Annotated in this window: 19 protein-coding genes; 12 read left to right on the top strand and 7 right to left on the bottom strand. The window is 74.8% G+C overall.

The annotated features are described in order from the left end of the window. Nucleotides 1-77: 77 nt before the first annotated feature. Nucleotides 78-3,779, top strand: coding sequence for a hypothetical protein (locus tag OYE22_RS01305; protein WP_348652174.1), 3,702 nt, complete (start codon nt 78-80; stop codon nt 3,777-3,779). Between the two features lie 99 nt (nt 3,780-3,878). On the opposite strand, the gene OYE22_RS01310 is transcribed toward OYE22_RS01305, so the two are convergent. After that, nucleotides 3,879-4,181 carry a type II toxin-antitoxin system Phd/YefM family antitoxin gene (locus tag OYE22_RS01310; RefSeq protein ID WP_277318647.1) on the bottom strand — a complete coding sequence of 101 codons (303 nt, stop codon included), beginning with the start codon at nt 4,179-4,181 and terminating at the stop codon, nt 3,879-3,881. A gap of 93 nt (nt 4,182-4,274) precedes the next feature. Here OYE22_RS01310 and OYE22_RS01315 point away from each other — a divergent pair, with 93 nt between their 5' ends. From OYE22_RS01315 to OYE22_RS01325, 3 genes are all read left to right on the top strand, one after another. After that, entirely contained in the window at nt 4,275-4,910 is a 636-nt protein-coding gene (locus OYE22_RS01315) for an ATP-dependent Clp protease proteolytic subunit (protein ID WP_277318648.1), read from the top strand. Between the two features lie 6 nt (nt 4,911-4,916). Further along, nucleotides 4,917-5,225: a hypothetical protein gene (locus tag OYE22_RS01320; RefSeq protein WP_277318649.1), complete on the top strand. Its 309-nt coding sequence runs from the start codon at nt 4,917-4,919 to the stop codon at nt 5,223-5,225. A 423-nt stretch (nt 5,226-5,648) separates the two neighbouring features. Next, nucleotides 5,649-6,122: a C40 family peptidase gene (locus OYE22_RS01325; protein ID WP_277318650.1), complete on the top strand. Its 474-nt coding sequence runs from the start codon at nt 5,649-5,651 to the stop codon at nt 6,120-6,122. Nucleotides 6,123-6,281: 159 nt separating this feature from the next. Here OYE22_RS01325 and OYE22_RS01330 read toward each other — a convergent pair whose 3' ends face one another. Together OYE22_RS01330 and OYE22_RS01335 are read right to left on the bottom strand one after the other, a co-directional pair. After that, nucleotides 6,282-6,710, bottom strand: a complete 429-nt coding sequence (locus tag OYE22_RS01330; protein ID WP_277318651.1) for an ATP-binding protein — start codon at nt 6,708-6,710, stop codon at nt 6,282-6,284. A gap of 222 nt (nt 6,711-6,932) precedes the next feature. Then, entirely contained in the window at nt 6,933-8,102 is a 1,170-nt protein-coding gene (locus OYE22_RS01335) for an 8-amino-7-oxononanoate synthase (RefSeq protein ID WP_277318652.1), read from the bottom strand. Between the two features lie 147 nt (nt 8,103-8,249). On the opposite strand from OYE22_RS01335, the gene bioB reads away from it, so the two are divergent. From bioB to bioD, 3 genes are all read left to right on the top strand, one after another. Beyond that, on the top strand, nt 8,250-9,527 hold the full coding sequence (bioB, locus tag OYE22_RS01340) for a biotin synthase BioB (RefSeq protein WP_277318653.1): 1,278 nt from the start codon (nt 8,250-8,252) through the stop codon (nt 9,525-9,527). Then, nucleotides 9,520-10,839, top strand: coding sequence for an adenosylmethionine--8-amino-7-oxononanoate transaminase (locus OYE22_RS01345; protein ID WP_277318654.1), 1,320 nt, complete (start codon nt 9,520-9,522; stop codon nt 10,837-10,839). Before bioB ends, OYE22_RS01345 begins: the two co-directional genes overlap by 8 nt. Before the next feature lie 81 nt (nt 10,840-10,920). Further along, on the top strand, nt 10,921-11,643 hold the full coding sequence (gene bioD / locus OYE22_RS01350) for a dethiobiotin synthase (RefSeq protein WP_277318655.1): 723 nt from the start codon (nt 10,921-10,923) through the stop codon (nt 11,641-11,643). 131 nt (nt 11,644-11,774) lie between these two features. On the opposite strand, the gene OYE22_RS01355 is transcribed toward bioD, so the two are convergent. Beyond that, on the bottom strand, nt 11,775-12,704 hold the full coding sequence (locus OYE22_RS01355; RefSeq protein WP_277318656.1) for an oxidoreductase: 930 nt from the start codon (nt 12,702-12,704) through the stop codon (nt 11,775-11,777). Nucleotides 12,705-12,808: 104 nt separating this feature from the next. Here OYE22_RS01355 and OYE22_RS01360 point away from each other — a divergent pair, with 104 nt between their 5' ends. From OYE22_RS01360 to OYE22_RS01370, 3 genes are all read left to right on the top strand, one after another. Further along, a complete protein-coding gene (locus OYE22_RS01360; protein ID WP_277323935.1) occupies nt 12,809-13,411 on the top strand; it encodes a TetR family transcriptional regulator in 603 nt (200 codons plus the stop codon). Nucleotides 13,412-13,622: 211 nt separating this feature from the next. Continuing rightward, entirely contained in the window at nt 13,623-14,270 is a 648-nt protein-coding gene (locus tag OYE22_RS01365) for a winged helix-turn-helix domain-containing protein (protein ID WP_277318657.1), read from the top strand. Beyond that, on the top strand, nt 14,267-15,637 hold the full coding sequence (locus OYE22_RS01370) for an MFS transporter (protein WP_277318658.1): 1,371 nt from the start codon (nt 14,267-14,269) through the stop codon (nt 15,635-15,637). Before OYE22_RS01365 ends, OYE22_RS01370 begins: the two co-directional genes overlap by 4 nt. 136 nt (nt 15,638-15,773) lie before the next feature. Here the strand turns inward: OYE22_RS01370 and OYE22_RS01375 are convergent, their stop codons facing one another. The 3 genes from OYE22_RS01375 to OYE22_RS01385 all read right to left on the bottom strand — a co-directional run bounded on the left by OYE22_RS01375 (nt 15,774) and on the right by OYE22_RS01385 (nt 21,290). Further along, a complete protein-coding gene (locus tag OYE22_RS01375) occupies nt 15,774-17,066 on the bottom strand; it encodes an acyltransferase (protein WP_277318659.1) in 1,293 nt (430 codons plus the stop codon). Next, a complete protein-coding gene (locus OYE22_RS01380) occupies nt 17,063-19,411 on the bottom strand; it encodes a glycosyltransferase (RefSeq protein ID WP_277318660.1) in 2,349 nt (782 codons plus the stop codon). The genes OYE22_RS01375 and OYE22_RS01380 overlap by 4 nt, the downstream gene beginning before the upstream one ends. A 1,093-nt stretch (nt 19,412-20,504) precedes the next feature. Then, a complete protein-coding gene (locus tag OYE22_RS01385; RefSeq protein WP_277318661.1) occupies nt 20,505-21,290 on the bottom strand; it encodes an alpha/beta fold hydrolase in 786 nt (261 codons plus the stop codon). A 426-nt stretch (nt 21,291-21,716) separates the two neighbouring features. Between OYE22_RS01385 and OYE22_RS01390 the strand changes: the two genes are divergently transcribed. Both OYE22_RS01390 and OYE22_RS01395 read left to right on the top strand, forming a co-directional pair. After that, a complete protein-coding gene (locus OYE22_RS01390) occupies nt 21,717-22,475 on the top strand; it encodes a class I SAM-dependent methyltransferase (RefSeq protein ID WP_277318662.1) in 759 nt (252 codons plus the stop codon). A gap of 171 nt (nt 22,476-22,646) precedes the next feature. Next, nucleotides 22,647-23,528, top strand: a complete 882-nt coding sequence (locus tag OYE22_RS01395; protein WP_277318663.1) for an LLM class F420-dependent oxidoreductase — start codon at nt 22,647-22,649, stop codon at nt 23,526-23,528. Nucleotides 23,529-23,588: the final 60 nt, after the last annotated feature.

Consider the following 23,588-nt stretch of genomic DNA (forward strand, 5'->3'; position numbering starts at 1 on the left):
GCCGGTCCGCGCCTTACCCCGCGCCGGGCGGCGTGCTGGAGTGGCCGCGTCACGCGAGCACAGGGGGGCGACGGAGGGTGGGCCGTCGTGAGAATCCGGTGGACCCGAGCGCGGGGCCAATCCAGCGGTTCGCCGCGGCGCTGCGCGCGCTCCGCACCTCGGCCGGCCAGCCGACGTACCGGGTCATGGCCGAGCGCGCCGGGTTCTCGGTGTCGACGATGTCGCGGGCGGCCGGGGGCGAGCAGTTCCCCTCGCTCCCGGTGACGCTGGCGTACGTACGGGCCTGCGGGGGCGACGCCGGGCAGTGGGAGCGGCGGTGGCGCGCGGCGTCGGCCGAGGTGGGCGCCCGCCTGGCGGCCTCGGACGCGCTCCGCTCGCCCTACCGTGGGCTGGCCCGTTTCGAACCCGGCGACCACACCCGGTTCTTCGGCCGGGACCAGTTGACCGCCGAGTTGCTGCGGCGGGTGGCCGAACACCGGTTGGTCCCCGTTTTCGGCCCCTCCGGCAGCGGCAAGTCGTCGCTGCTGCGCGCGGGCCTCATTCCGCGCCTGCGGCAGGCGGCCCCGGACGGCGGGCGGCCCGCCGCGATCCGCGTCCTGACCCCCGGCGAGCACCCGGTGCGCGACCACGCCGGCGCGCTGACCGCGCGGGCTACGGGGCCGGCGCGGGCGCCGGACACGGTGGTCGTGGTCGATCAGTTCGAGGAGGTCTTCACGCTGTGCGCCGACCCCGCGGAACGGGCGGAGTTCATCGACCTGCTGCTGGCGGCCGGGCGGCCGGGCAGCGGGCTGCGCGTGGTCCTCGCGGTGCGGGCGGACTTCTACGGCCGCTTCCTCGAACACGGGCCGCTGGCCGCGGCGGCACACGACGCCGGGCTGCCGATCGGCCCGATGGGCCCGGAGGAGTTGCGCGAGGCCATCGTGGGCCCGGCCACGGCGGAGGGGCTGGTGGTCGAACGGGCCCTGACGGCGCGGCTGGTCAAGGAGGCCGCCGGCGAGGTGGGCGCGCTGCCCCTGCTCTCGCACGCCCTCCTGGAGACCTGGCGCCGCCGTCGCGGGCGCACCCTGACCCTGGAGGCGTACGAGGCCGCGGGCGGCGTCCAGGGGGCGCTCACCCAGACCGCCGAGGAGCTGTACGCGCGGCTGCCGGCCCGGCAGGCCGCCGTGGTCCGCCGCATCCTGCTGCGTCTGATCGCGCCGGGCGTCGGCGGCCCGGACACCCGGCGGCCGGTCGCGCGCCGGGAGTTGGACACCGGTGACCGCGCGACGGCGGCCGAGGCGCTGGAGGAGTTGGCGCGCGCCCGCCTGATCACCGTGGACGAGGACTGCGTGAGCCTGGCGCACGAGGCGCTCATCGACTCCTGGCCCCGGCTTCGGCGGTGGGTCGAGGAGGACCGCGAGCGGCTGGCCACCCACCGCCGGCTGACCCAGGACGCCGCGGCGTGGAAGGAACTCGGCCGCGACGCGGGGGCGCTGTACCGGGGTGCCCGGCTGAGCGGCGCCGAGGACGCCTTCGCGTCCGCCGCCGCGCGGGCCGACCTGACCGCGTTGGAGCGGGACTTCCTCACGGCCAGCCGCGCCGCCCGCGACCGCGAGCGGCACGCCGCGGTGCGCACCGCGCGCAGGCTCGGCCAGTACGCCGCCACCGTCTCCGTGTTGCTCCTGGTGGCGCTGGTGGCCGGGCTCACCGCCTGGGACCAGTACCGGGACAGCGAGCGGGAACGCGAGCGGGCCGTGCACGCCGGCCGGCTGGCCCTCTCCCGCCAACTCGCGGCCCAGTCGGCCACCCTGCTCGGCGACAACCCCGACCTGGCCGCCCTGCTCGCCGTGCACGCCTACCGGACCAGCCCCACCGAGGAGGCGAAGGCCAGCCTCTACGCCGCCGCCGACCTGCCGCTGCGGCGCCGGCTCGCGGTGGGTCGCGCGGTGGTCGCGGTGGCGTTCGCGCCCGACGGGCGCACCCTGGCCGTCGCCGGCCGGGACGGCACCGTCACGCTGTGGGATGTGGCCAGCGGGCGCCGCCGCGCCACGCTCGCCGGCTCCGCCACGGGCGCCCGCTCGGTGGCCTTCAGCCCCGACGGGCGCACGCTGGTCGCCGGTTGCGGGGCCGGCGGGGCGGTTCGCCTGTGGGACGTGCGCGGCCAGCGCCCGCGCCCCCGGTTGGCCGGCCCGACCTCGGGCGCGGCGTGGGTGGCGTTCAGCCCGGACGGGCGCACGCTGGCCACCAGCGGGCCACGGGTCCCGGCGCGGCTGTGGCGGGTGGCGGGCGGGGCGCCGCTGGCCGGGCCGGCGGGGCGGGACGCGCCCACGGGGCCGGTGGCGTTCGGCGCGGACGGCGAGCTGCTCGTCGGCGCCGGCGAGCACGGGGCCCTCCACCTGTGGGACCTGGCGCGGAGCGCGCCCGGCGCACGCCTGGTCGGCCACGCCGACGCCGTGGCGGCGGTGGCCGCGAGCGCCGACGGGCGCACGCTGGCCAGCGGCAGCGACGACGGCACGGTCCGCCTCTGGCCACCGGCCGGCGGTCCGGCCCGCGCGACGCTGCGCGGCCACACCGGCCGGGTGACCTCGGTGGCACTGGGCCCCGGCGGGCGCAACCTGGCCAGCGGCGCCACCGACGGCACCGTACGGGTGTGGGACGTGGCCGGCGCGCGGGCCAGGGCCACCTTCCCCGGCCACACCGGACAGGTGACCTCGGTCGCGTACGCCCCGGGCGGGCGGCTGCTGGCCAGCGGCAGCGCGGACGGCACGGTGCGGTTGTGGGACGTGGCCGGCGGCAACTCGCGCACCACGCTCAGCGGGCACACCGGCGGGGTGGGCGCGGTGGCCTTCGACCCGCGCGGCCGGAACCTGGCCAGCGCCGGTGACGACGGCACGGTACGGCTGTGGCACCGCACCGTGGGCAGGCCGCACTCGGTACTGCGCGGACACACGGGCCGCGTGGGCTCCCTCGCGTACGGCCCGGGCGGGCGGTCGCTGGCCAGTGGCGGCATCGACGACGGAACGGTGTCGGTGTGGGACGCGCGGACGCGGCGGCGGGTGGCGCGGTTCGCCGGCGCGCGGGGGTGGGCCGTGTGGTCGGTGGCCTTCAGCCCCGACGGGCGCACGTTGGCCGCCGGTGGCTCGCGCGGCACCGTGCGGCTGTGGGACGTGGCCACCGGCCGGGCTCTGGCCACGCTGGCCGGGCACGGTCGGCGGGTGCGCTCGGTGGCGTTCAGCCCGGACGGGCGCACGCTGGCCAGCGCCGGCGACGACGGGCGGGTGCGGCTGTGGGACACGGCCACCGGGCGGCCCCGGGGCTGGCTGCCCGCGCGTTCGCGGACGGTGGAGGCGCTGGCGTTCCGCCCCGACGGACGGGAGTTGGTCGTCGGCGGCGGTGACGGCACCGTGCGCCGGTGGGACACGCGCGGTGGCCGGGCCCGGTTCACGTTCGCCACCCGGACGTCCTTCCTGGGGGCGATGGCGCTCCGGCCGGGTGGCGCGACGCTGGCCACGGGCAGCGGCACCGACGGCACGGTACGGCTGTGGGACCTGGCCACGGGTACGGCCAGGGCCACGCTCGCCGGGGACGCGAGGGCGTTGCGGTCGCTGGCCTACAGCCCCGACGGCCGCACTCTGGCCACCAGCAGCGAGGACGGCGCGGTGAGGCTGTGGGACGTGACGCTGCCCGGCCCGGCCCACGTCATCGACGTCATCTGCCGGTCCGTCGGCCGCGAGATCAGTCCGCGCGAGCGGGGTCTGTACCTGCCGGGCCAGCCGCAGCGGCGGGTGTGCTCGCGCTGAGGCGCGCGGACGGGTCGAAGGGCGCGGGCCGGCGCCGAAGGCCGTAGCCGGGTCGGACCGCGACCGCGCCCCTGGTCGCGCACGTGGGCGGTGCCGCCCTCAGTCCTCGGTGCCCGGCCGTCGCCCGGTGCCCTCCGCGCCCCGGTGTTCGGCCGCGATGCCGAAGCGGCGCCGTTCGCCCGCAGCGGACGTGCCGGGGCGCAGCGTGGAGACGGTGCTGATCACCTGCTCGTCCGCGCTCACCTCGGGTTCTTCGAGTCGTTGCAGGTCAGCGGCGGATACCAGGGCCACGAGCGGCTTGCCGTGCCGAGTGACGACCACCCGCTCACCGCCGTACACCACGCGGTTGATCAGCTCCGCGAGCTCTGCCCTGGCTTGCGTCACCGGAATCTCGTAGGCCATGCTCCCCATTCTAACGGGATGTACGTCCTGTACATTTTTTACGTACGGGCCGCCCCGTCGAGGCCGCTGGACGAGACGACGAGAGGTACCGCGATGGACCACCCCACCGCCCGCTATGTCCTGCCCGAGTTCACCGAGCGCACCGGCACCGGGGTGCGCACCATGGACCCGTACTCCAAGCTCCTTGAGCAGCGCATCATCTTTCTCGGCACGCCGATCGACGACACCTCGGCCAACGACCTCATGGCCCAGTTCATGCACCTGGAGCACGCGGCGCCCGAGCAGGACATCTCGCTGTACATCAACTCCCCCGGCGGCTCCTTCACCGCGATGACCGCCGTCTACGACACGATGCGCTTCGTGACGTGCGACGTCGAGACGGTGTGCCTGGGCCAGGCCGCGTCGGCCGCCGCGGTGCTGCTCGCCGCCGGCACGCCCGGCAAGCGGCTCGCGCTGCCCGGCGCGCGGGTGCTGATCCACCAGCCCTCGCTGAGCCAGCCCATCCAGGGCGAGACCTCGGACCTCCAGATCCACGCCAACGAACTGCTGCGCACCCGGGACCTGCTGGAACAGATGCTGGCCGAGCACACGGGACAGCCCGTCGAGCGGGTGCGCGACGACATCGAGCGCGACAAGATCTTCGACGCCCAGGGCGCCGTGGAGTACGGACTCGTGGACCGCCTCACCACCAGCCGCAAGCGCATCAGCGTGCCGCTGGGCCTGCGGTGACCGACCGTGCTGCCACCGGAGCTGCCCCCACTGCCCGCCCTCACGCGCGCGGAGGGCGAACTCGTCGACCGCTACCTGGAGGCGGTGGACCTGCTCGGACGGATCAACCCGGCGCGCGGCGGGGACACCTACGGCAGCCTGCGCGCGGCGCAGGCGCTGGTGGCCAAGGCGAGCGCGCTGCGCGACGCGCTGACGCTCATGCACGACCGGGGCGAGGGCGAGTTGCACGCCGCGACGCTGGCGCGCGCCCTGCGGGTGCTGGACGGGGAGCGGCGCACGGCACAGGTGACCATGCCCCCGGAGCGGCCCCACTGAGCCGGGGTTTCCAACACCCCACCCCGGTTGGGCTCCTTCGTACGGCGTAGTGGGAGCCGCGGTGAGCCGTGGGCCCGAGTTGCGCGTCCGGCGCCGCCGCCCGTCCGCCGCGTGCCTGGTCCGCGCGGTGGGGCGGCGGGAGCGCGACGGCCGAAAAGCACACGAAGCACTCCAACAGCCCATAAGTGACGTACATCACACGACACCTTTTCAGCTCGGAATCGCCGACCCGGTGCGTGACGATCCCTGGGACGACAAGCCCCCGCCGACAGCGACGGGGCGGCCCGGGCGGACGCCTGAACCCGCCGCCGTTCCGGGTGACTGGTCGACACCTGGACACCGGCGGGGCGGAGGAACCCCGGGCCGCACGGCCGGGGCTCGGGCCAGCGGCCCCCTTCGCGGGCGGCCGACGAAGGGTTGCGCATGAACACGCGCAAACGGACCAAGGTTCCCCTACTGTCCCGGCTCGGCACCGCGTCGGCGCTCACCGCCGCCGCCGTTGGCGCGTCCCTGCTGACGCCGTGGGCGCCGGAGGCGGTGGCGGCGTCGCCGGGCATGGACGCCCTGCGCGTCGCGGCCTCCAAGGAGGGCGCCCCGTACAGGTGGGGCGCCTCGGGGCCGCACCGCTTCGACTGTTCCGGACTGACCCAGTACGCGTTCAAGCAGGCGGGCAAGAAGCTGCCGCGCACCGCCGCCGGGCAGTACAACGAGGCCCAGAAGGTGCCCACCACCACGCGCACCCGGGGCGACCTGGTCTTCTTCCGCTCCGGCCAGTCTGTCTACCACGTGGGCATCTACGCGGGCCACAACCGGATCTGGCACGCGCCCAAGACCGGCGCGGTGGTGCGGCTCGAACGGATCTGGAGCAAGAACGTCACTTACGGGCGGGTGGGTTAGCCAACCAGCACCACCGACGCCCGGCGCCCAGCGCCCGACTCCACCGCGCCCCCGCTCCGCCGCGGGCGCCGACGCGACGCGACGCGGGCGCCCACGCGAGGAAACCGCGCACGCGGCGCGCGCGGGAGACGGCCAGGGATCTCGCGGGCCCGGAGCCCGCTAGCGCACCGGCACGGCCCACGGCAGGGCGATCCACACCGTCTTGCCGCCCTCGGGCGTGCGCGCGAACGACAGCCGGCCGCCGGACTCCGCCATCAGACAGCGAATGATGACCATGCCACGGCCGTTGTCCTGCTGCACTGCGGCCGGCAGCCGGCGCGGGAAGCGCGGGTGGCTGTCCGTCACGCCGACGCGTAACAACCCGTCATGGTCGAGCACCACCTCCACGGTGAAGGTGGGCGACATGCCGCGGGTGTGCTGCACGGCGTTGGTGGCCAGTTCGGAGACGATCAGGCGCACCTTGTCGGCGGTGTCCGTGTCGACCGGCAGCCCCCAGTCCGCGAGCACCGTGCTGACGTATCTTCGGGCGGCGGTGACCGACGCGGGCGCGCTCGGCAGGGTGACGGATGCTTCCTGGTGATCTGCCATGGCGACGATGTCCCTTTCGCACCGCACGACCCGCCCCGACGCCCGCGCCGTACGCGGAGTCGCACCGGCCCTCCGACGACTCTGCGCGTCAGGGTGCCACCCACGGCGGCGGAGCGGTCCGCCATCCCCGTTGATACTCGGAAATCTGTCCCTCGAAGCGGTGAACTCTCTTGCCTGGCAGGGGATTTCGGCCGTCGAACCGATAAATGGGAGCCGCCGGCGTCAGGCCGTCGCCGCTATCGTGGCGACGGCCGTGGCCACCTGCTCGTCCGTCAGGTCGGCGCGGGCGGTGAGCCGCAACCGGGAGACGCCGTCCGGCACCGACGGGGGCCGGAAGCACCCCACCACCAGGCCCGCCGCGCGGCACCGCGCGGCCCAGGCGAGCGCCTGGTCCGGGGACGGAGCGCGGACGGAGACCACGGCGGCGTCCGGGCGCACGGCCGCGAGCCCCGCGTCCGACAGCCGGCGGTAGAGCGCGCCGGCCACGGCACGCACCCGCTCGGCGCGCTCCGGTTCGCGGCGCAACAGCCGCAGGGCCGCCAGGGCCGCGCCGGTGGCGGCCGGGTTGAGGCCGGTGTCGAAGATGAAGGTGCGGGCCGCGTTGACCAGGTGCTCGATGACCCGTGCCGGGCCGAGCACCGCGCCGCCCTGGCTGCCGAGCGACTTGGAGAGGGTGACGGTGGCGACCACGTCGGGCGCCCCGGCGAGCCCCGCGGTGTGTGCCGCGCCGCGCCCCCGCGCGCCGAGCACGCCCAGGCCGTGGGCGTCGTCGATGAGCAACCCCGCTCCGTGTTCGCGGCAGGCGGCGGCCAGGTCGGGCAGCGGGGCGGCGTCGCCGTCCACGGAGAACAGGGTGTCGGTGACGGCAAGCGCCGACGCGTAGCGCCCGGGCGGCTGGTCGAGGAGCTTGCGCACGGCGGCCGGGTCGGCGTGCGGGGCGACCAGGGTGTGGGCGCGGGAGAGCCGACAGCCGTCGATGAGCGAGGCGTGGTTGTCGGCGTCGGAGACGATCAGCGACTCGCGGGAGCTGAGCGCGGTCACGGCGGCGAGGTTGGCCGCGTACCCGGAGGAGAAGACCAGGGCCGCCTCGAAGCCGCAGAAGGCGGCCAGTTCCGCCTCCAGTTCCCCGTGCAGCGCCGTGGTGCCGGTGACGAGGCGGGAGCCGGTCGAGCCCGCGCCCCAGCGCTCGGCCGCCGCGGCGGCCGCGGCCGTCACCTCGGGGTGCCTGGCCAGCCCGAGGTAGTCGTTGCTGGCCAGGTCGAGCAGGGGCGAAGTGGCCTGCCGGGGCCGCAGGGTGCGCACGAGCCCGGCGCGCTCGCGCTCCGCGCGCCGCGCGTCGAGCCAGCCGAACGCGCCCTCGGCCTGGGCTGCGGGCGGAGCGTGCTCAGACATCGGCCATCCCTCGGGTTCTGTGGGGTTCGCATAGAACGTATCCGGCCACGCGTCCGGACAGGGTGTGGTGATGCACACACGTCCAACCGGCGTCGTTGTGCGATCTCTCCTTGGCCGAGGGCGGCGCCATGAGACAGGATCAACGCCATGGATCTGCTGAAGACGCTGGTGGACAAGGGGTTGCGGCGCGAGATGCCCACCCGGGACGAGGCACTCGCCGTGTTGGCGACGTCCGACGACGAGCTGATGGACGTGGTGGCCGCCGCCGGTCGCGTGCGCCGCGAGTGGTTTGGGCGCCGGGTGAAGCTCAACTACCTGGTGAACCTGAAGTCGGGGTTGTGCCCCGAGGACTGTTCGTACTGCTCGCAGCGGCTCGGGTCGAAGGCCGAGATCCTCAAGTACACCTGGCTGGGCGCCGACGAGGCGTCGAAGGCCGCCGCCGCCGGCGTGGCGGGCGGCGCCAAGCGGGTCTGTCTGGTCGCCAGTGGGCGCGGGCCCACCGACCGCGACGTGGACCGGGTCTCCAAGACGATCGCGGCCATCAAAGAGCGACACGAGGGCGTGGAGGTGTGCGCGTGCCTGGGGCTGCTGTCCGACGGGCAGGCCGAGCGGCTGCGCGCGGCCGGCGCCGACGCGTACAACCACAACCTCAACACCTCTGAGGCGACCTACGGGGCCATCACGAGCACCCACACCTACGCGGACCGGGTCGAAACCGTCCAACAGGCGCAGGCGGCGGGGATGTCAGCCTGCTCGGGTCTCATCGCGGGCATGGGCGAGAGCGACGCCGACCTGGTGGACGTGGTCTTCTCGCTCCGCGAGCTCGACCCGGACTCGGTGCCGGTCAACTTCCTGATCCCGTTCGAGGGCACGCCGCTGGCCAAGGAGTGGCACCTGACCCCGCAGCGCTGCCTGCGCATCCTGGCGATGGTGCGGTTCGTCTGCCCCGACGTGGAGGTGCGGCTGGCCGGCGGGCGCGAGTTGCACCTGCGCACGCTGCAGCCGCTGGCGCTGCACCTGGTCAACTCGATCTTCCTCGGCGACTACCTGACCAGCGAGGGCCAGGCGGGCAAGGACGACCTGGCGATGATCGCCGACGCCGGGTTCGAGGTGGAGGACGCGGGCACGACGACGCTGCCGCGGCACCGGGCCGACGCGCTGGCCGCGGGTTCCTGCGGCTCGCACGCCACCCAGGCCGACGGCGCGCCGGCCACCGAGACCGGCACGGCCGGCGGTTGCGGCGGGCACGGCGGTGGTGAGCACGGCGGTGGCTGTGGCCCGTGCGGCGCGGACGACGCCCCGGCGCGGCAGCCCGAGCCGGTCGGCGCGACGGCCGGTGGCACGAAGGCGGGCGACGGCTCGCACGCCGACCTGGTGTCGGTGCGCCGCCGGGGAGCGGGAACGGACCTGCCGCCCAATGCCTGAACCGATGAGCCCCGCGCACCTCCTCGACCTGGACCAGCGGCACGTGTGGCACCCGTACGGGCCGATGCCCGGGCGGCAGCGCCCGCTGCTGGTGGAGTCCGCGTCCGGGGTCAGGCTGCGGTTGGCAGAGCCGGTGGACGGCGTCGACGAACTGGTCGACGGGATGGCGTCCTGGTGGTCGGCCATCCACGGCTACAACCACCCGGTGCTCAACGCGGCCGCCCGGGACCAGTTGGGCCGGATGAGCCACGTGATGTTCGGCGGGCTCACCCACGAGCCCGCCATCCGGCTGGCCAGCAAGCTGGTGGAGATCACGCCCGAGGGGCTTGAGCACGTCTTCCTGGCCGACTCCGGCTCGGTGTCGGTCGAGGTCGCGATCAAGATGTGCCTCCAGTACTGGCGCTCGGTCGGCAAGCCGGCTAAGCAGCGGCTGCTCACCTGGCGCGGCGGCTACCACGGCGACACCTGGCAGCCGATGTCGGTGTGCGACCCGGTCGGCGGCATGCACCAGATCTGGCAGGGCGTGCTGCCCCAGCAGGTCTTCGCCGACCAGCCGCCCGCCGGCTTCGACGCCGAACCCGACGCCGGCTACGTCGAGTCGCTGCGCGCGCTGATAGCCGAGCACGCCGAGGAGTTGGCGGCGGTCATCGTCGAGCCGGTGGTGCAGAACGCGGGGGGCATGCGCTTCCACTCCCCCGGCTACCTGCGCGCGCTGCGGGCGGCGTGCGACGAGTACGGGGTGCTGCTGGTCTTCGACGAGATCGCCACCGGCTTCGGCCGCACCGGCGCGCTCTTCGCGGCCGACCACGCGGGGGTCACCCCGGATGTGATGTGCGTGGGCAAGGCGCTCACCAGCGGCTACCTCACCCTGGCGGCCGCCCTGTGCACGCCGCGGGTGGCCGAGGGCATATCCCAGGGCGAGGTGCCGGTGCTCGCGCACGGGCCCACCTTCATGGGCAACCCGCTGGCCACCGCGGTCGCCAACGCCTCCATCGACCTGCTGCTGTCCGGCGACTGGCAGACCGAGGTCAAGCGCGTCGAGGCCGGCCTGCGCGAGGGCCTGGCCGAGGCGGCCGAACTGCCGGGCGTGGCATCGGTACGGGTGCTCGGCGCGATCGGCGTCATCCAGTTGGAGCGCCCGCTGGACGAGGCGCGGATGGCGGCGGCCTCCCAGGCGGCGATACGGAGCGGCGTGTGGTTGCGCCCCTTCCGCGACCTGATCTACACGATGCCGCCGTACGTCACCGACGACACGGACCTGGCCCGCATCACGGCGGCCATGCTCGCCGCCGCGCACGCGAGCGGAAACTGACCGCCTCCCTCGGGGGCGCCACCATCCGGCGCCCCCGAGGGGGAGCACGAGAGAGCACAACAGAAAGGCGTGGACCGCACGATGAGCACGGTGATCGTCACCGGCACGGACACGGAGATCGGCAAGACCGTGACAACGGCCGCGGTGGCGGCCGTGGCCCTGGCACACGGCCGCTCGGTGGCCGTGCTCAAGCCGGCGCAGACCGGTATGGAAACGGGTGAGCCGGGCGATGTGGCCGAGGTGCGGCGGCTAGCCGGCGAGGCCGTGACCGGGGCCGAGTTGGCCCGCTTCCCCGACCCGCTGGCCCCGGCCACGGCGGCCCGCCGCGCCGGGCGTGCGCCGGTGCGCCCGCGCGAGGTCGAGCGGGCGGCCCGGAAGTTGGCCGAGAGCCACGACCTGGTGCTGATCGAGGGCGCTGGCGGGTTGCTCGTACGCCTTGACGACGCGGGCTCCACGCTGGCGGACGTGGCCCAACTGCTGGACGCGCCGGTGCTCGTGGTGGCGCGCGCGGGTCTGGGCACGCTCAACGCCGCGGCGCTGACCACGGAGGCCCTGCGCTCGCGCGACCTGACCTGTCTCGGCGTCGTCTTCGGCAGCTTCCCGCACTCCCCCGACCTCGCCACCCGCTGCAACCTCTCGGACATGCCCGAGGTGGCCGACGCACCGCTGGTCGGTGCCCTGCCCGAGGGCGCCGGCGCGCTGCCGCCGGCGGACTTCCGCGCGGCGGCGGCCAGTTGGCTGTCCCCGGCCCTGTCCGGCACCTGGGACGCCACCACGTTCGCGGCCTCGCTGCACGGGGCGTAACCCGCTTCGCGCGGACCGGCCTCGTCGAGCGCACGGCTCGGCGGGGCCGGTCCGCGTTGGGCGCGCGGGGCTGGGCGGGGACTCGGCCGGCGTTGGCGCGCGGGGCTCGGCCGCGCGCCGGCGCGGCCGGTTCAGTCGGCGCTCACCAGGGCGTAGCGCACCTCCGTCAGGCGCTCCGACAGCTCCCACAGCCGGCGGCCGACGGCCGCGTCGTCGGCCGTGGCGGACGGGCGGACCCGGGTCGGCGCGCCGCGCAGTTCGCCCGGCCCGGCCGGCCCGATGAACTCGCCGCCGGCCACGTCCGGCGCCGTCGCCGCGTACAACTGGGGCAGCGCGCCGCGCTCCGGGCGCTGGGCGAAGATCGGCGTGGCGATGCCGAGCAGGAGCCGCCAACGGCCGACCGGCGCGCTGCTCTGCAGGTTGGTGGCCGTGTATCCGGGATGGGCGAGCACGCTGCGCACCGGGCTGTGGGCCGCGCTCAGCCTGCGGTGCAACTCCCGCCCGAAGACGGCGTTGGCCAGCTTCGACTGGTTGTAGAACGCCATGGGCGCGTAGCCGCGCTCGCCGTGGATGTCGTCGAAGCGCAGGCGCGCCTTGTGGTGGTTGATCGAGCTGACCGTCACCACGCGCGGATCGCGCCCCGTGGTCAGGGCGTCCAACAGGAGCCCGGTCAGCGCGAAGTGGCCGAGGTGGTTGCAGGCGAACTGCACCTCGTGGCCCTGCGCGCTGAGCGACCTGGGCGGCGCCATCACGCCGGCGTTGTTGAGAAGCAGGTCCAACCGCGGGTGGTCGGCGCGCAACCGCTCGGCGAAGGCGCGGACCGAGTCGAGGTCGGCGAGGTCGAGCGGGCGCACCTCAAGGCTGGCGTTCGGCTGCTCGGCGGTGATCCGCGCGACGGCCCGGCGCCCCTTCTCCTCGTCCCGTACGGCGAGTACGACGTGCCCGCCCCGACGGGCGAGGGCCCGGGTCGTGGCCAGGCCGAGACCACTGTTGGCCCCGGTCACGACGCACACCCGCCCGCTCTGGTCCGGCATCTGCTCGGCGCTCCACTGCTGTTTCATGCGGCACAGATTGCCCTCACTGTCACTTGGTGTCAAGCTGTCACCGAGTGACACGTAAGGCATGGGGTTACGATGACAGGGTGAGTACCCGCCCCGAAGTGAGCATGGCCGAGCGCAAGCGGCAGCTCGTCGCGCACGAGCTGACCGAGGCGGCGCTGCAACTGCTGGCGCGCGAGGGGTTCGACGCGGTCACCATCGACGAGATCGCCAACACCGCGGGCGTGTCCAAGCGGACCTTCTTCCGCTACTTCGCGTCGAAGGAGGACGTGGTCGTCCAGCTCCTGGCCGACCTCGGCGACGGCATGCGCACCGAGCTGGCGGCCCGCCCCGTCGACGAACGCCCCTCGGCCGCGCTGCTGCACGCCGTGCGGGTTCCCATCGCCGCCTGCGGCGACCACGTCGACCGGGCGCTGGGCGTGGTCCAACTCATCCTGCGCACCCCGGCCCTGCTCGGACGCTTCCTGGAGCGACAGGCACAGTGGCGCGAGGAGTTGACGCGGGAACTGGCGGGCCGACTCGGGCTCGACGCCGACGCGGAGCTGTACCCGCGACTGGCCGCCGGCATGGCCCTCACCGCCTTCGACACCGTCCTCCACCGCTGGAGCGCCAGCGACGGCCGCGAGGACCCCATCGCGTTGCTCGACGACGCCTTCGCGGTCATCGCCCCGGCGCTGGACGTCCCGGACGGGCACCCCTCGGCCAACTGAGCCCCGTCCAGCGGGAGTTCACGCCACAGTGGCGGTCGACAGGCCCGTACACCCCGAACCCGCGGCCCGCCCACTCCCGCGCGGCCCGCCACCTCCACGCCAGCCCCACGCCCACCCCCATGGACGAGGCGCCGCCTCGCTCGGCGACATCCCAAAATAAATTCTGCAAAAATACTTTTGGAAAGTTGCCGAACCGCTCTAACCTCCCGTCATGCCGAACGACGAACAGCACCGACGTGTGCTCGACCCCGAGCGGGACGCGGCGGCCCTGAAGGCGCTGACGCACCCGTTGCGCATCCGGCTCCTGGGACTGCTGCGCCAGGACGGTCCGGCCACCGCGAGCGAGCTGGCCGCCAGGACCGGGGAGTCGTCCGCCGCCACCAGCTACCACCTGCGCGTCCTGGCGAAGTACGCGTTCGTGGCCGAGGCCGAGCACCGGGACGGGCGGGAGCGCCGCTGGCGGGCCGTGCACGACGTGACCTCCTGGAGCAACGCGGCCATGGAAGCCTCACCAAACAGCCGCGCCTACGTCAACGCGTCGCGCAGGGCCCAGATCGAGCACCTGGAGGCATCGCTCGCCCGGCACGAGGCCGATGTCGCCGAGGGGCGGTTGGGACAGGAGTGGGTGGAGCCTTCCGGGATCAACGACCTGCTGCCCCGGCTGACCCCCGAGTCGCTCACCGAACTCTGGGAGGTGCTCGACCGGAAACTGGCGGAGCTGACCACCCGCGACGCACACGACCCGCGCGCCACACAGGTCGTCCTGCTGACCGCCGGGCTGCCCCTGGCCCCCCGCGACCACGGCACGGAGCCGGACGCGCCCTCCCCCACCGCGCCGCACGCCGACGACGCGTCATGACGGAACCGCCGGTCATACGCACCGCGCGGCGCCGCTACAGCACGGTCTGCGTGCTGTTCTGGCTGCCGCTGGGGCTGGCCATCGCTCCCCAGGTCCTGCTGTTCACCGAGCGCGGCATGACCATGGCGGCCATCGCGGGGTTCTTCGCCGCGCACTCCCTGACCGCCGCCGCGCTGGAGCTGCCCACCGGAGGGCTGTCCGACGTCCTCGGACGGCGCGCCGTCCTGGCCACCGCCGGCCTGCTCAACATGGTGGCCCTGGTCCTGGTGGGCCTGGGCTCCGCTCCCTGGCTGCTCGGCCTGGGCATGGCCCTGGTGGGCGCGGGGCGTGCCCTGTCCAGCGGGCCGGCCGAAGCCTGGTACGTGGACACCGTCCAGGCGCACTGCGGGCCCGACGCCGAGTTGCGCACCGGTCTGGCCCGCGGCGCCGCCGCGACCTCGGCCGCGCTCGCCACCGGCACCCTCGTCGGCGGCGCCCTTCCCTGGCTGCTCGGGCTCGGCCCCGACCTCGGCGCACGACTGGGCACGGCGACCTCCGGGTTGGTGCTGCCGCTGTCCGTTCCGATGCTGCTGGGCGCGGCCGTCGAGGTCGTCTTCGTGCTGTACGTGCTGGCCGCGCTGCGGGAGCCGCCCCGACCGGCGGCCAGCGCGCGCGACGTACTCCGCGGCGTCCCGGCCACGGTGCTGGACGGGCTGCGGCTCGCGAGCCGCGACGGGCTGGTCCGACGCGTGCTCCTCAGCGCGGGGGCCGCCGGCGGAGCGCTGGCCACCATCGAGTTGCTCACGCCGGGCCGCGCCGCGGCCCTCACGGGCACGACCGAGTCGGGGGCGGTCCTCTTCGCCGCCCTCGCCTGCGCCGGGTTCCTCTGCCACGCCCTCGGCAGTCACCTCGCCCCACTGGCCGCCCGGCTCGCGGGCGGTTCCGAACGCGCGATCCTGGTGAGTCTCGGCGCGAGCGCGAGCGGCGTGCTACTGCTCGGCGCCACCGCCGCGTTCTCAGGGGTGGGCTCCACGGTCCTCGCGGCCGTCGGCTACGCGCTGGTCTACCTCGGCCTCGGGGCGGCGGGGCCGAGTGAGAACGACCTCCTGCACCGCCGGGTGGCCAGCGCGGGCCGGGCCACGGCACTGTCCGTCCAGTCCCTCGCGCTGCAACTGACGGCGGCCCTGACCGGCTTGGTCATCGGCTTCCTCCCGGCGGGCCCGCCGCGCTGGCTGCTCGGCGGCACCGTGCTGTTCGCCGGCGCCGCGCTGTGGCTGCGGCGCGGTGGTCCGACGCCCCCGACGCCCGGCACGACGCCTGAGCCACACGCCGCCTCCCCCGTCCTGAGCGCCGCCGACTCGCGCGGCTACCTCGATCGTCCTGAGTAGCCCCACCGAGGCGGCCGGCGTTCTCCACCTCAGCCCTCCGGGTCGGCCGGGCCTCCGTACGCTCGCGGGTCGTGCGCCTCGACGGGTCGCGGGAACGGGCGGGTGCCCGGCCGGGGTTGGCCGGCCGGGCCGGCGGTCAGCGGGCCACCTCCGGGTAGAAGTCGCGCGGCTTGCCCGAGGAGTCCTTCAACCTGCCTAGCAGGCTCGACGGGTACTCGATGAACCAGTAGCTCGCCACCGCCACGGGGATCGACACCGCCAGCACGATGAGCAGCGCGAGCGGAAAGCCCTCCGGCCCCTGCGGCAGCAGGCCGACCTTGTGCAACTGGAGCATGATCGGCTCGTGCCAGATGAAGAGGCTGTAGCTGACCAGGCCGACGCCGGTGAGCCAGCGGGTGTGGAGCAGTCGGTGCCAGCGCAGCCGCCGCGCCGCATGCAGGGTGCTGTAGAGCAGTACGACCCACAGCAGGCTGGCGATGGGGTGGTAGAAGGTGAACACGAAGTTCTCCGGCGCGGAGTACAGCGAGAGCGCGCAGAGGCCGGCCGCCGATGCCGCCGACAGGCCCGCCGAGCACCAGCCGGGCAGCTTACCCCGGCCGTCGAGCGCCACCGTCAGCACGGCCAGGCCCATGCCGGCCGCGAAGCCGCCGAAGCGGGCCTGCGGCCCGAAGTAGGCCGCCCAGTCGGTGTGCGGCACGCCCCACGCGTAGCGGGCCACGGCGAGCCAGGCCAGGGGGGCGGCGAACAGGGCGGTGCAGCCGGCGCCGCACAGCGCCGCGCGCCCGCCGCGCGTGCCGATCCTCCCGCAGGCGCGCACCGCCAGCGGTCCGACGGCCACCAGCGTCAGATAGAAGACGATCTCCAGCGAGAGCGACCAGGTGGGGCCGAGGGTGTAGAAGATGCGGTCGCCGTCGAAGACGTGCGTGAACGTCAGGTGCTCCACCAGGTCCCGCCAGTCACCCGGCAGGGACGGGTTGCGCGAGGCCCACACCACCAGGACGGCCAGGAAGTACAGCGGCACGATGCGGATGGCGCGCCGGAAGAGGAACAGCCGGGCCGGGCGCACCGAGCCCTGGTCGATCGCGGCGCGCGCGTAGGAGAGGGTGAGCAGGTACGCGGACAGGACGAAGAAGAAGTCGATGACCTCAAGGGAGATCAGGGCACCGAGGAAGCGGTTGTCCAGCGGCGGGTGGGAGCCCCGCGCGTCGTAGGTGTGGTACTGCTGCCAGACGTGGAAGAGGACCGTGCTGAGGGCGGCGATCCCGCGAAAGCTCTGGATCTCGGTCGCGCCGGCGCGCGCGGGCGCGGCGGCGGCCTCGGCCGAAGCGGCGGCCTCGGCCGGGGCGGCGTCCGCACCGCGCGCGGCCCTCTCGCGTCGGGGGGCCGGGATGCGGGCTGACAGGTCGGCGGAAGGCGAGGGTGCGGTCACGGCCTGGCCACCGCCTTCGCGGCGGCCCGCGGCGTCACGCGCCACTGCCGGTCCCCCAACGCCTCCTTCAGGTGCGCCTGTCGGGCCACGATGTTCTTGAAGTGGGAGTAGAAGAAGGTCGACACGAACAGGTAGCGCCAGAACCAGGCGCGCCTGCGGCGCAGTTCGGGCACCGCGAGTCGCCAGGCGAAGCACGCCTGCACCACACCGGCCGACAGCGTGAACAGCATGGCGAGCACGCAGATCGGCACCGCCCAGTCGAGTTCGCCCGGGCCACCGGCGCGCCAGATCGAGTACAGCAGGATGGGCAGGATCTGCAGGGTCAGCCAGGGTTGGACCTCGCGCCAGCCGAGCAGGACGGTCAGGCCGAGCTTCTGCCGCGCGGTGAAGACGGGTGAGCGCAGGGCGCGCCACAGGTGCTTGAGGGAGACCTGGAGCCAGCCCTGCGCCCAGCGGGAGCGCTGGTTCCACAGCGGCCCGAGTTGGGTGGGGGCCAACTCGCGGGAGATCAGGGTGCGGTCCATCGCGAACCGGGCGCCCTCGCCGAGCGCGCGCAGCGTGGAGTCGATGTCCTCGGTGAGCATCGAGCCGTGCATGCGGGTACGGGCCAGCAGGTCGGTGCGCCAGAAGCCGTTGGAGCCGCCGAAGACCCCGAAGCCGTACATGCGGGTGCGCCCCGGGTGGCTCACGGCGTAGATGGCCTCGAACTCCACGGCGACCAGGCGGGCCACCCAGGAGCTGTCGCCGTTGCGGATCACGCAGTGGCCCTGCACCACGTCGTAGCCGTTGGACAGCCAGTGCCAGGCGTGTTGGAAGGCGTCGCGGGCCGGGTGGTGGTCGGCGTCGAAGATGCCCACCATCTCGCCGCGGACCCGGGTGACGGCCGCGTTGATGTTCTGCGCCTTGGAGGTGCTGCCGACCACCGGCAGCAGCACCAGGCGCGGGTCGCGGCGGGCGATCTCGCGCAGCGTCTCCTCGACGGGCAGCGGGTGCGGGGTGTTGTACGCGAGGACGATCTCCAACTCGCCGGGGTAGTCGAGTCGGAGGAAGGATTCGACGGTGTCCACGATGGTCGCCGCCTCGTTCGGGAGGTAGGCGGCGATGACGGCGCTGGCCGGCGGGTAGGGCTGGGCCGGTCGCTGTGGTCTCGGGGTCGCGTCCAGCGCGTACAGGCACTCCAGGATGATCAGCGCGGCGGAGACCAGCAGCCCGGCGACCACGATCCAGTACACGACGGAGCCCACGTCCCAGCCGTGCGCGTAGGTCTGCTGGTAGAAGACGAACGGAGCGCCGACGCCGAGGGCCAGCACGAGCAGCGGCGACAGGGTGTTCAGCAGCAGCTTGACGGCGGCGCCGAGCGAGCGGCGCGGGCGGCGGTGCCGGTCCGGTGTGGCCCGCATCCACGGCGCGTAAAGCACCGGTCGCAGGTCGCGGTGGCGGATGGCCTCGGCGACCGCGTCCTTGGCGCGTTCGACGGGCTGCTCGCGCCGCGCGCAGTCGGCCAGCGGGGCCCAGCCGACGGCCGGGGTCAGGCGCACGTTCTCGTCGGCGACGATGAAGCGGGTCCCGGCGACCTGGCGGGCGAAGTCCTGGAGGGTGGCGCGCGCCGTGTCCTCGTCAACGCCGGGCAGCAGCATCAGCAGGTGGCCGTCGTCGTCCCAGCCAAGTCGGTCGCTGGGGCCGCCGGCGCGCTCGGCGACGCCGGCCAGCCGCTCGGCGACCTCGCGTCGCACGCGCTGACCCAGGCGTGCTTCCAGGGCGGGCATCTCGGCGACGGCGACCACGGCCAGCACCCCGGCCCGACGCCCGGCCACCGGGCGCCCCAGCTCCCGGTCGAGTTCGTCGAGGAAGTGCGGGCTTGAGTACAGGCCGGTGCGCGGGTCAAGCAGCAGGCTTTCGACCGGCACCGGCACCCGGCGCAGCTTGGCCTCGATGCGCGCGGACAGCTCCGCTGGGTCGGAGGTCTCGGCGACACAGTCGTCGGCCCCGTGGCGCAGCACGTCCACCACGCCGGCCGGTCCCGGGTGGGCGGTGACGACGAGCAGCGGCAGTGCGCCGCCGGCGGGCGCGGACCGCACCTCGCGGACCACGGCGAGCCCCGCGCGTTCGTCGTCGAGCGCGACGATGGCGTCCGGCGGGGCCTGTTGGAGACGGGCGCTGACCTGTCCCGGCTCGGCGTGGCTCACCTCGTGACCGGTGGACCGCAGCGTCTGGGTGAGCCGTTCCAGACGCTGCCCGGGTATGCCGACGGCCAGCACGTGCCCGCCGGGGCGGGGTATGCCCTGCCGCGTCCCGTTCGGAGCCGGTGGTGCGTCCGGTGCGTGGGGGTGGTGCGAAGTGAGCACCTGAGGGTGTCCTTCCTGCCAGGGGGCGCGCGGTCCTGTCGCGAACGCCGGGCCGCGCGGCGGCTGGCGTGGACGGGTCCGCCGCGCGCCTCCGTGGACGATTGCGACGGTGTGGTGCTGTGGGCGTGCCGCGAACCGCGACGGGCGGGGTGCGCGGTGGGGCGTACGGGCCGCGCGCCGTACGGGTCACACGGCTCGTACGCCGGCACGCGCTCGACCGGCGGCCACCCACGCGCGGGCGCGCGCCACCGCGCCACGGCGTGAGCACGGGGTGTGGTGCCGCGCTGGCGCCCTCGTCCCGCACGACGAGGGCGAGCGGGGCACCGCCCCGCCGCCGCGCGGGCGGTGGTCCTGCCCGCACGGGGCATGGCGTGGCTGCGTGGCGCCCCGGGCGCGCGTGGCCCGGCCCGCCGCACGGGCGCGGCGAGCTGAGGCCGGGGCCCGGTGGGTACCGGATGAGCGCCGCGTACGGCCGTCGACGGCGGCGCGGCGTGGGCGCGGGGCCGCTAGCCCCGGCGGCGTCTGGGGGCCGCGGGGGCGGTGGGTCTGTCGCCGCGGGTGGGCCGGAGCCGATCGGCGCGCGACGGGCGCGCGGCGTCCGGCGCGCGGTGGTGGTGTCCGTGCCAGGGCGGCGCCGGGGCAGGTCTTTCGAGCGCGCCCGGGCCGTCGAGGGCGAGGCGCGCGGTGGTGCGAGCCAGAGACGCGCGACCGCGCGTCACGTTGTTCCGCATCTGTGTGGTCCCGTCCTGGTCGGATCGTGGGGGGAGGACCGGATGGCGCAGAGTGCCGCCGTCTATCCCGGCCGTGGCCGGGCCAGTTCAGTAACGTCAGCCTCTGCGATCACTATGACACCACGCCTTCGACGGTGTAACGCGTTGATGAAGTCCCCTCGACCCGCCGTCCGCATACGCCCGCAATGCGCGGTTTCCGCTGGCGGAAGCGTCCCGTCGGCTGGCGGCAACGCGCCAGTCACGTACGGCCCGGGCGGCGGCGGGAGCGCGTCGCCCCCGCCGCCGCCCGGCGCGACCTGCCGCCGCCGGCTTCGCCGTCCGAACCGGTCGGGCGGCCGTGGCGCCTCGCGGGTTGGTCGGGGTCAGCCAACGGCCAGGTTGGCGAAGGCCTCGACGTCCTCGGCGATGGCCGCCACCACCCGCTCCTGCTGCGGGGTGATGAAGAAGTGGCCGCCGGAGAAGGTACGGAGGGTGAAGCCGCCGTCGGTCAGCTTCGCCCACGCCTTGGCCTCGCCGAGGTTGACCCGCGGGTCCGACTCGCCGGTGAGCACGCTGATCGGGCAGTGCAGCACCGGCGTGCTGCCGTCCACGTCACACCGGTACGTCTCGATGGCCGTGTAGTCGGCGCGGATGGCCGGCAGCACCATCCGCAGCAACTCCTCGTCGGCCAGCAGTCCGGAGTCGGTCCCGCTGAGCGCGCGGATCTCGGCGATCAGCCCGTCGTCGCCCCGCTGGTGGACGTTCTCGTCCCGGAAGGTGATCGGCGCCCGCCGCCCGGAGGCGATCAGGCCGCGCAGGTGGACGTTGCCGTCCCGCTCGAAGCGGCGCGCCAGCTCGAAGCCGAGCACGGCGCCCATGCTGTGGCCGAAGAGCACCAGCGGGCGGTCCGCCCAGGGCGCGAGCGCCGCGTAGATCGCGTCGACCAGGTCGCCCACGTTCTCCAACGGCGGTTCGGCACGCCGGTCCTGGCGGCCCGGGTACTGCACCGACAGCACGTCGGTGGTCTCGGCGAGCGCCTTGGAGAAGGGGAAGAAGAAGGAAGCGGACCCTCCTGCGTGCGGCAGGAGCACCACGCGGTGCGGACTGTCGGCTACGGGATGGAAGCGCCGGACCCACAGGTCGTCGGTCGTGGATTCCGTGGTGCTCATGGCTGCCCTCGTTCCTAGGTCGTGCTGCGATCCCTGATGGTGGCCGCCCGCCGACACGAGATCCGGATCGACGGGCACCGTCCTATCTCATCAGGCATCGTCACAACGGGACAGCTCGGCCCAGCCCTTGACGCGGTGTTGGAAGAATCACGTACGACCGGTGTGACCAGCGCACCCGTGCCGGAAAGCGGCCGGTTTCCGCCGTCGGGGCGGGGCTTGCCGGCGCGTGGCACGGCGCACTCGCCCGCGCGTCACGTCCGCGCCCACCCCTGTCCTCCCGCGCGTCACCCCGTACCGCGCCGCGCTCGGGCCCCTCAAGCCGCGCCCGCGCGGGTGCACTTCGCCGCACGGCGGTGCGCGCCGGGGCTGCCGGGGCACGCTGGCCGTGTACCCGCCCGGGGAGACAGAGGAAGGGACATCACCGCCATGCGTGGACGCAGCCGCGACGTCCGTCACCAACCCGTCCACCACCCGCTGTTCGCCCGCTCCTACGCGCGGCTCGCGCCGCTGGCCGACGAGCGGGCGGGGCTCGGGGCGCTGCGTGACGAACTGCTCGCCGGCCTCACCGGACGGGTCATCGAGATCGGCGCGGGCAGCGGCCTGAACTTCGCGCGCTACCCACGCCAGGTCGCCGAGGTGGTGGCGATCGAACCGGAGAGCCACCTGCGCCGGCTCGCGGTCACGGCCGCGCTGCGCGCGCACGTCCCGGTGGACGTGGTGCCCGCGCGGGCGGAGGCACTGCCGGTCAAGAGCGAGGCGTTCGACGCGGCGGTGACGGCGCTGGTGCTCTGCTCGGTGCAGGACCTGCGCCGGTCGTTGGGCGAGTTGCGCCGCGTGCTGCGCCCCGGCGGTGAGCTGCGCTTCCTGGAGCACGGCCGGGCCCGGGGGCGGGCCATGGCGCTGACCCAGCGGGCGCTGGACCGTACGGTGTGGCCGGCCCTGTGCGGTGGCTGCCACACCAGCCGCGAGATCGTGGCCGAGGTGCGCCGGGCCGGGTTCGAGATCGACATTCAACGGCGGCTGCGCGTGCCCGAGCGCGGCCTCCCCCTGCCGACCAGCTCGTGCGTGCTGGGCGTGGCCCGGCGGCCGGCGCTGCCCGCCGACGACGAACGGCCGGGTACGCCGGGTACGCCGAGTGCTCCGGGCGACAGCGGCGGGCCGCCACCCGGTCAGCGCGCGGGCTGAGCGCGCTCCCCGAGGGGGTGGGGCGGCCGGCCCGCGCGGCAGGCGCGGGCCGACCGACCGTCGCGCGGGCGGCGGGCGCGGTACGCGGCCGGGCGCGGCGGGTGCGGGGCGTCAGCGGGAGTCGACCGGGGGTAGAAACGTACCCACTGCCCGTGATCGAGGAGGCCGCTGATGACCCACCCGTTCCGCTTCGGCGTCAACATGCTCACGATAGAGACCGGCGAGGCGTGGAGGGACAAGTGCCGACGCGCCGAGGCGCTCGGTTACGACGTCCTGCTGGTCCCCGACCACCTCGGCATGCCCGCCCCCTTCCCCGCCCTGATCGCCGCCGCCGAGGCCACCGAACGCCCGCGGGTCGGCACCTTCGTGCTCAACGCCGGGTTCTGGAACCCGGCGCTGCTCGCCCGCGAGGTGGCCACCTGCGACCAGCTCACCGGCGGTCGGCTGGAGCTCGGGCTCGGCACCGGCTACGTCAACGACGCCGCCGCCCTGCCGTGGGGCTCCCCGCGCGAGCGCGTGGACCACCTGGAGCGGACCCTGACCGAACTGGACCGGCTCCTGACCGACGCCGAGCAGCGGCCGCGCCCCGCGCAGTCGCCCCGGCCGCCGGTGCTGCTCGGCGGCAACGGCAACCGTGTCCTGCGACTGGCCGCGCGGCACGCCGAGACCGTGGCGTTCACCGGTGCCAGCCAGGCCCCCGACGCGCCCGCCGGCACCCTGTCGGTGATCAGCGCCGACGCGCTGGAGGAGCGGGTGGCCGCCTACCGTTCGTTCGCCGCCGACCGGGAGGCGCCCGCCGAGCTGAACTACCTGGTCCAGCAGGTGGTGATCACCGACGACCGCCGCGCCGCCGCGGCGGCGCTGGCCCCGCACACGGGCGGCCTGACCGAGGACCAGGTGCTGGAGCACCCGGCGCTGCTGGCCGGCACGGTCGCGGAGATCGCCGAACAGGTACGGGCCCACCGTGAGCGGTTCGGCTTCACCTACTTCACCGTGCTCGACCCCTACGCGGAGGAGTTCGGCAAGGTCATCGCCGAGCTGCGCGAGGGCTGAGCCCCGGGCGTCTCGGGCCCACCCGTCGCACCCGGGCGCCACGCCGCCGGGCGGGCCCGC

The sequence above is a fragment of the Streptomyces sp. 71268 genome (assembly GCF_029392895.1).
GTDB lineage: Bacteria > Actinomycetota > Actinomycetes > Streptomycetales > Streptomycetaceae > Streptomyces.

Excerpts from the sequence above, each read along its gene's own strand:
- OYE22_RS01345 (WP_277318654.1), top strand. The coding sequence starts at position 9,520 with ATGCCTGAACCGATGAGCCCCGCGCACCTCCTCGACCTGGACCAGCGG.
- bioB (WP_277318653.1), top strand. The coding sequence starts at position 8,250 with ATGGATCTGCTGAAGACGCTGGTGGACAAGGGGTTGCGGCGCGAGATG.
- OYE22_RS01365 (WP_277318657.1), top strand. The coding sequence starts at position 13,623 with ATGCCGAACGACGAACAGCACCGACGTGTGCTCGACCCCGAGCGGGAC.
- OYE22_RS01385 (WP_277318661.1), bottom strand. The coding sequence starts at position 21,290 with ATGAGCACCACGGAATCCACGACCGACGACCTGTGGGTCCGGCGCTTC.
- OYE22_RS01335 (WP_277318652.1), bottom strand. The coding sequence starts at position 8,102 with ATGTCTGAGCACGCTCCGCCCGCAGCCCAGGCCGAGGGCGCGTTCGGC.
- OYE22_RS01360 (WP_277323935.1), top strand. The coding sequence starts at position 12,809 with ATGGCCGAGCGCAAGCGGCAGCTCGTCGCGCACGAGCTGACCGAGGCG.
- OYE22_RS01390 (WP_277318662.1), top strand. The coding sequence starts at position 21,717 with ATGCGTGGACGCAGCCGCGACGTCCGTCACCAACCCGTCCACCACCCG.
- OYE22_RS01395 (WP_277318663.1), top strand. The coding sequence starts at position 22,647 with ATGACCCACCCGTTCCGCTTCGGCGTCAACATGCTCACGATAGAGACC.
- OYE22_RS01330 (WP_277318651.1), bottom strand. The coding sequence starts at position 6,710 with ATGGCAGATCACCAGGAAGCATCCGTCACCCTGCCGAGCGCGCCCGCG.
- OYE22_RS01325 (WP_277318650.1), top strand. The coding sequence starts at position 5,649 with ATGAACACGCGCAAACGGACCAAGGTTCCCCTACTGTCCCGGCTCGGC.
- OYE22_RS01315 (WP_277318648.1), top strand. The coding sequence starts at position 4,275 with ATGGACCACCCCACCGCCCGCTATGTCCTGCCCGAGTTCACCGAGCGC.
- OYE22_RS01355 (WP_277318656.1), bottom strand. The coding sequence starts at position 12,704 with ATGAAACAGCAGTGGAGCGCCGAGCAGATGCCGGACCAGAGCGGGCGG.
- bioD (WP_277318655.1), top strand. The coding sequence starts at position 10,921 with ATGAGCACGGTGATCGTCACCGGCACGGACACGGAGATCGGCAAGACC.
- OYE22_RS01310 (WP_277318647.1), bottom strand. The coding sequence starts at position 4,181 with ATGGCCTACGAGATTCCGGTGACGCAAGCCAGGGCAGAGCTCGCGGAG.
- OYE22_RS01370 (WP_277318658.1), top strand. The coding sequence starts at position 14,267 with ATGACGGAACCGCCGGTCATACGCACCGCGCGGCGCCGCTACAGCACG.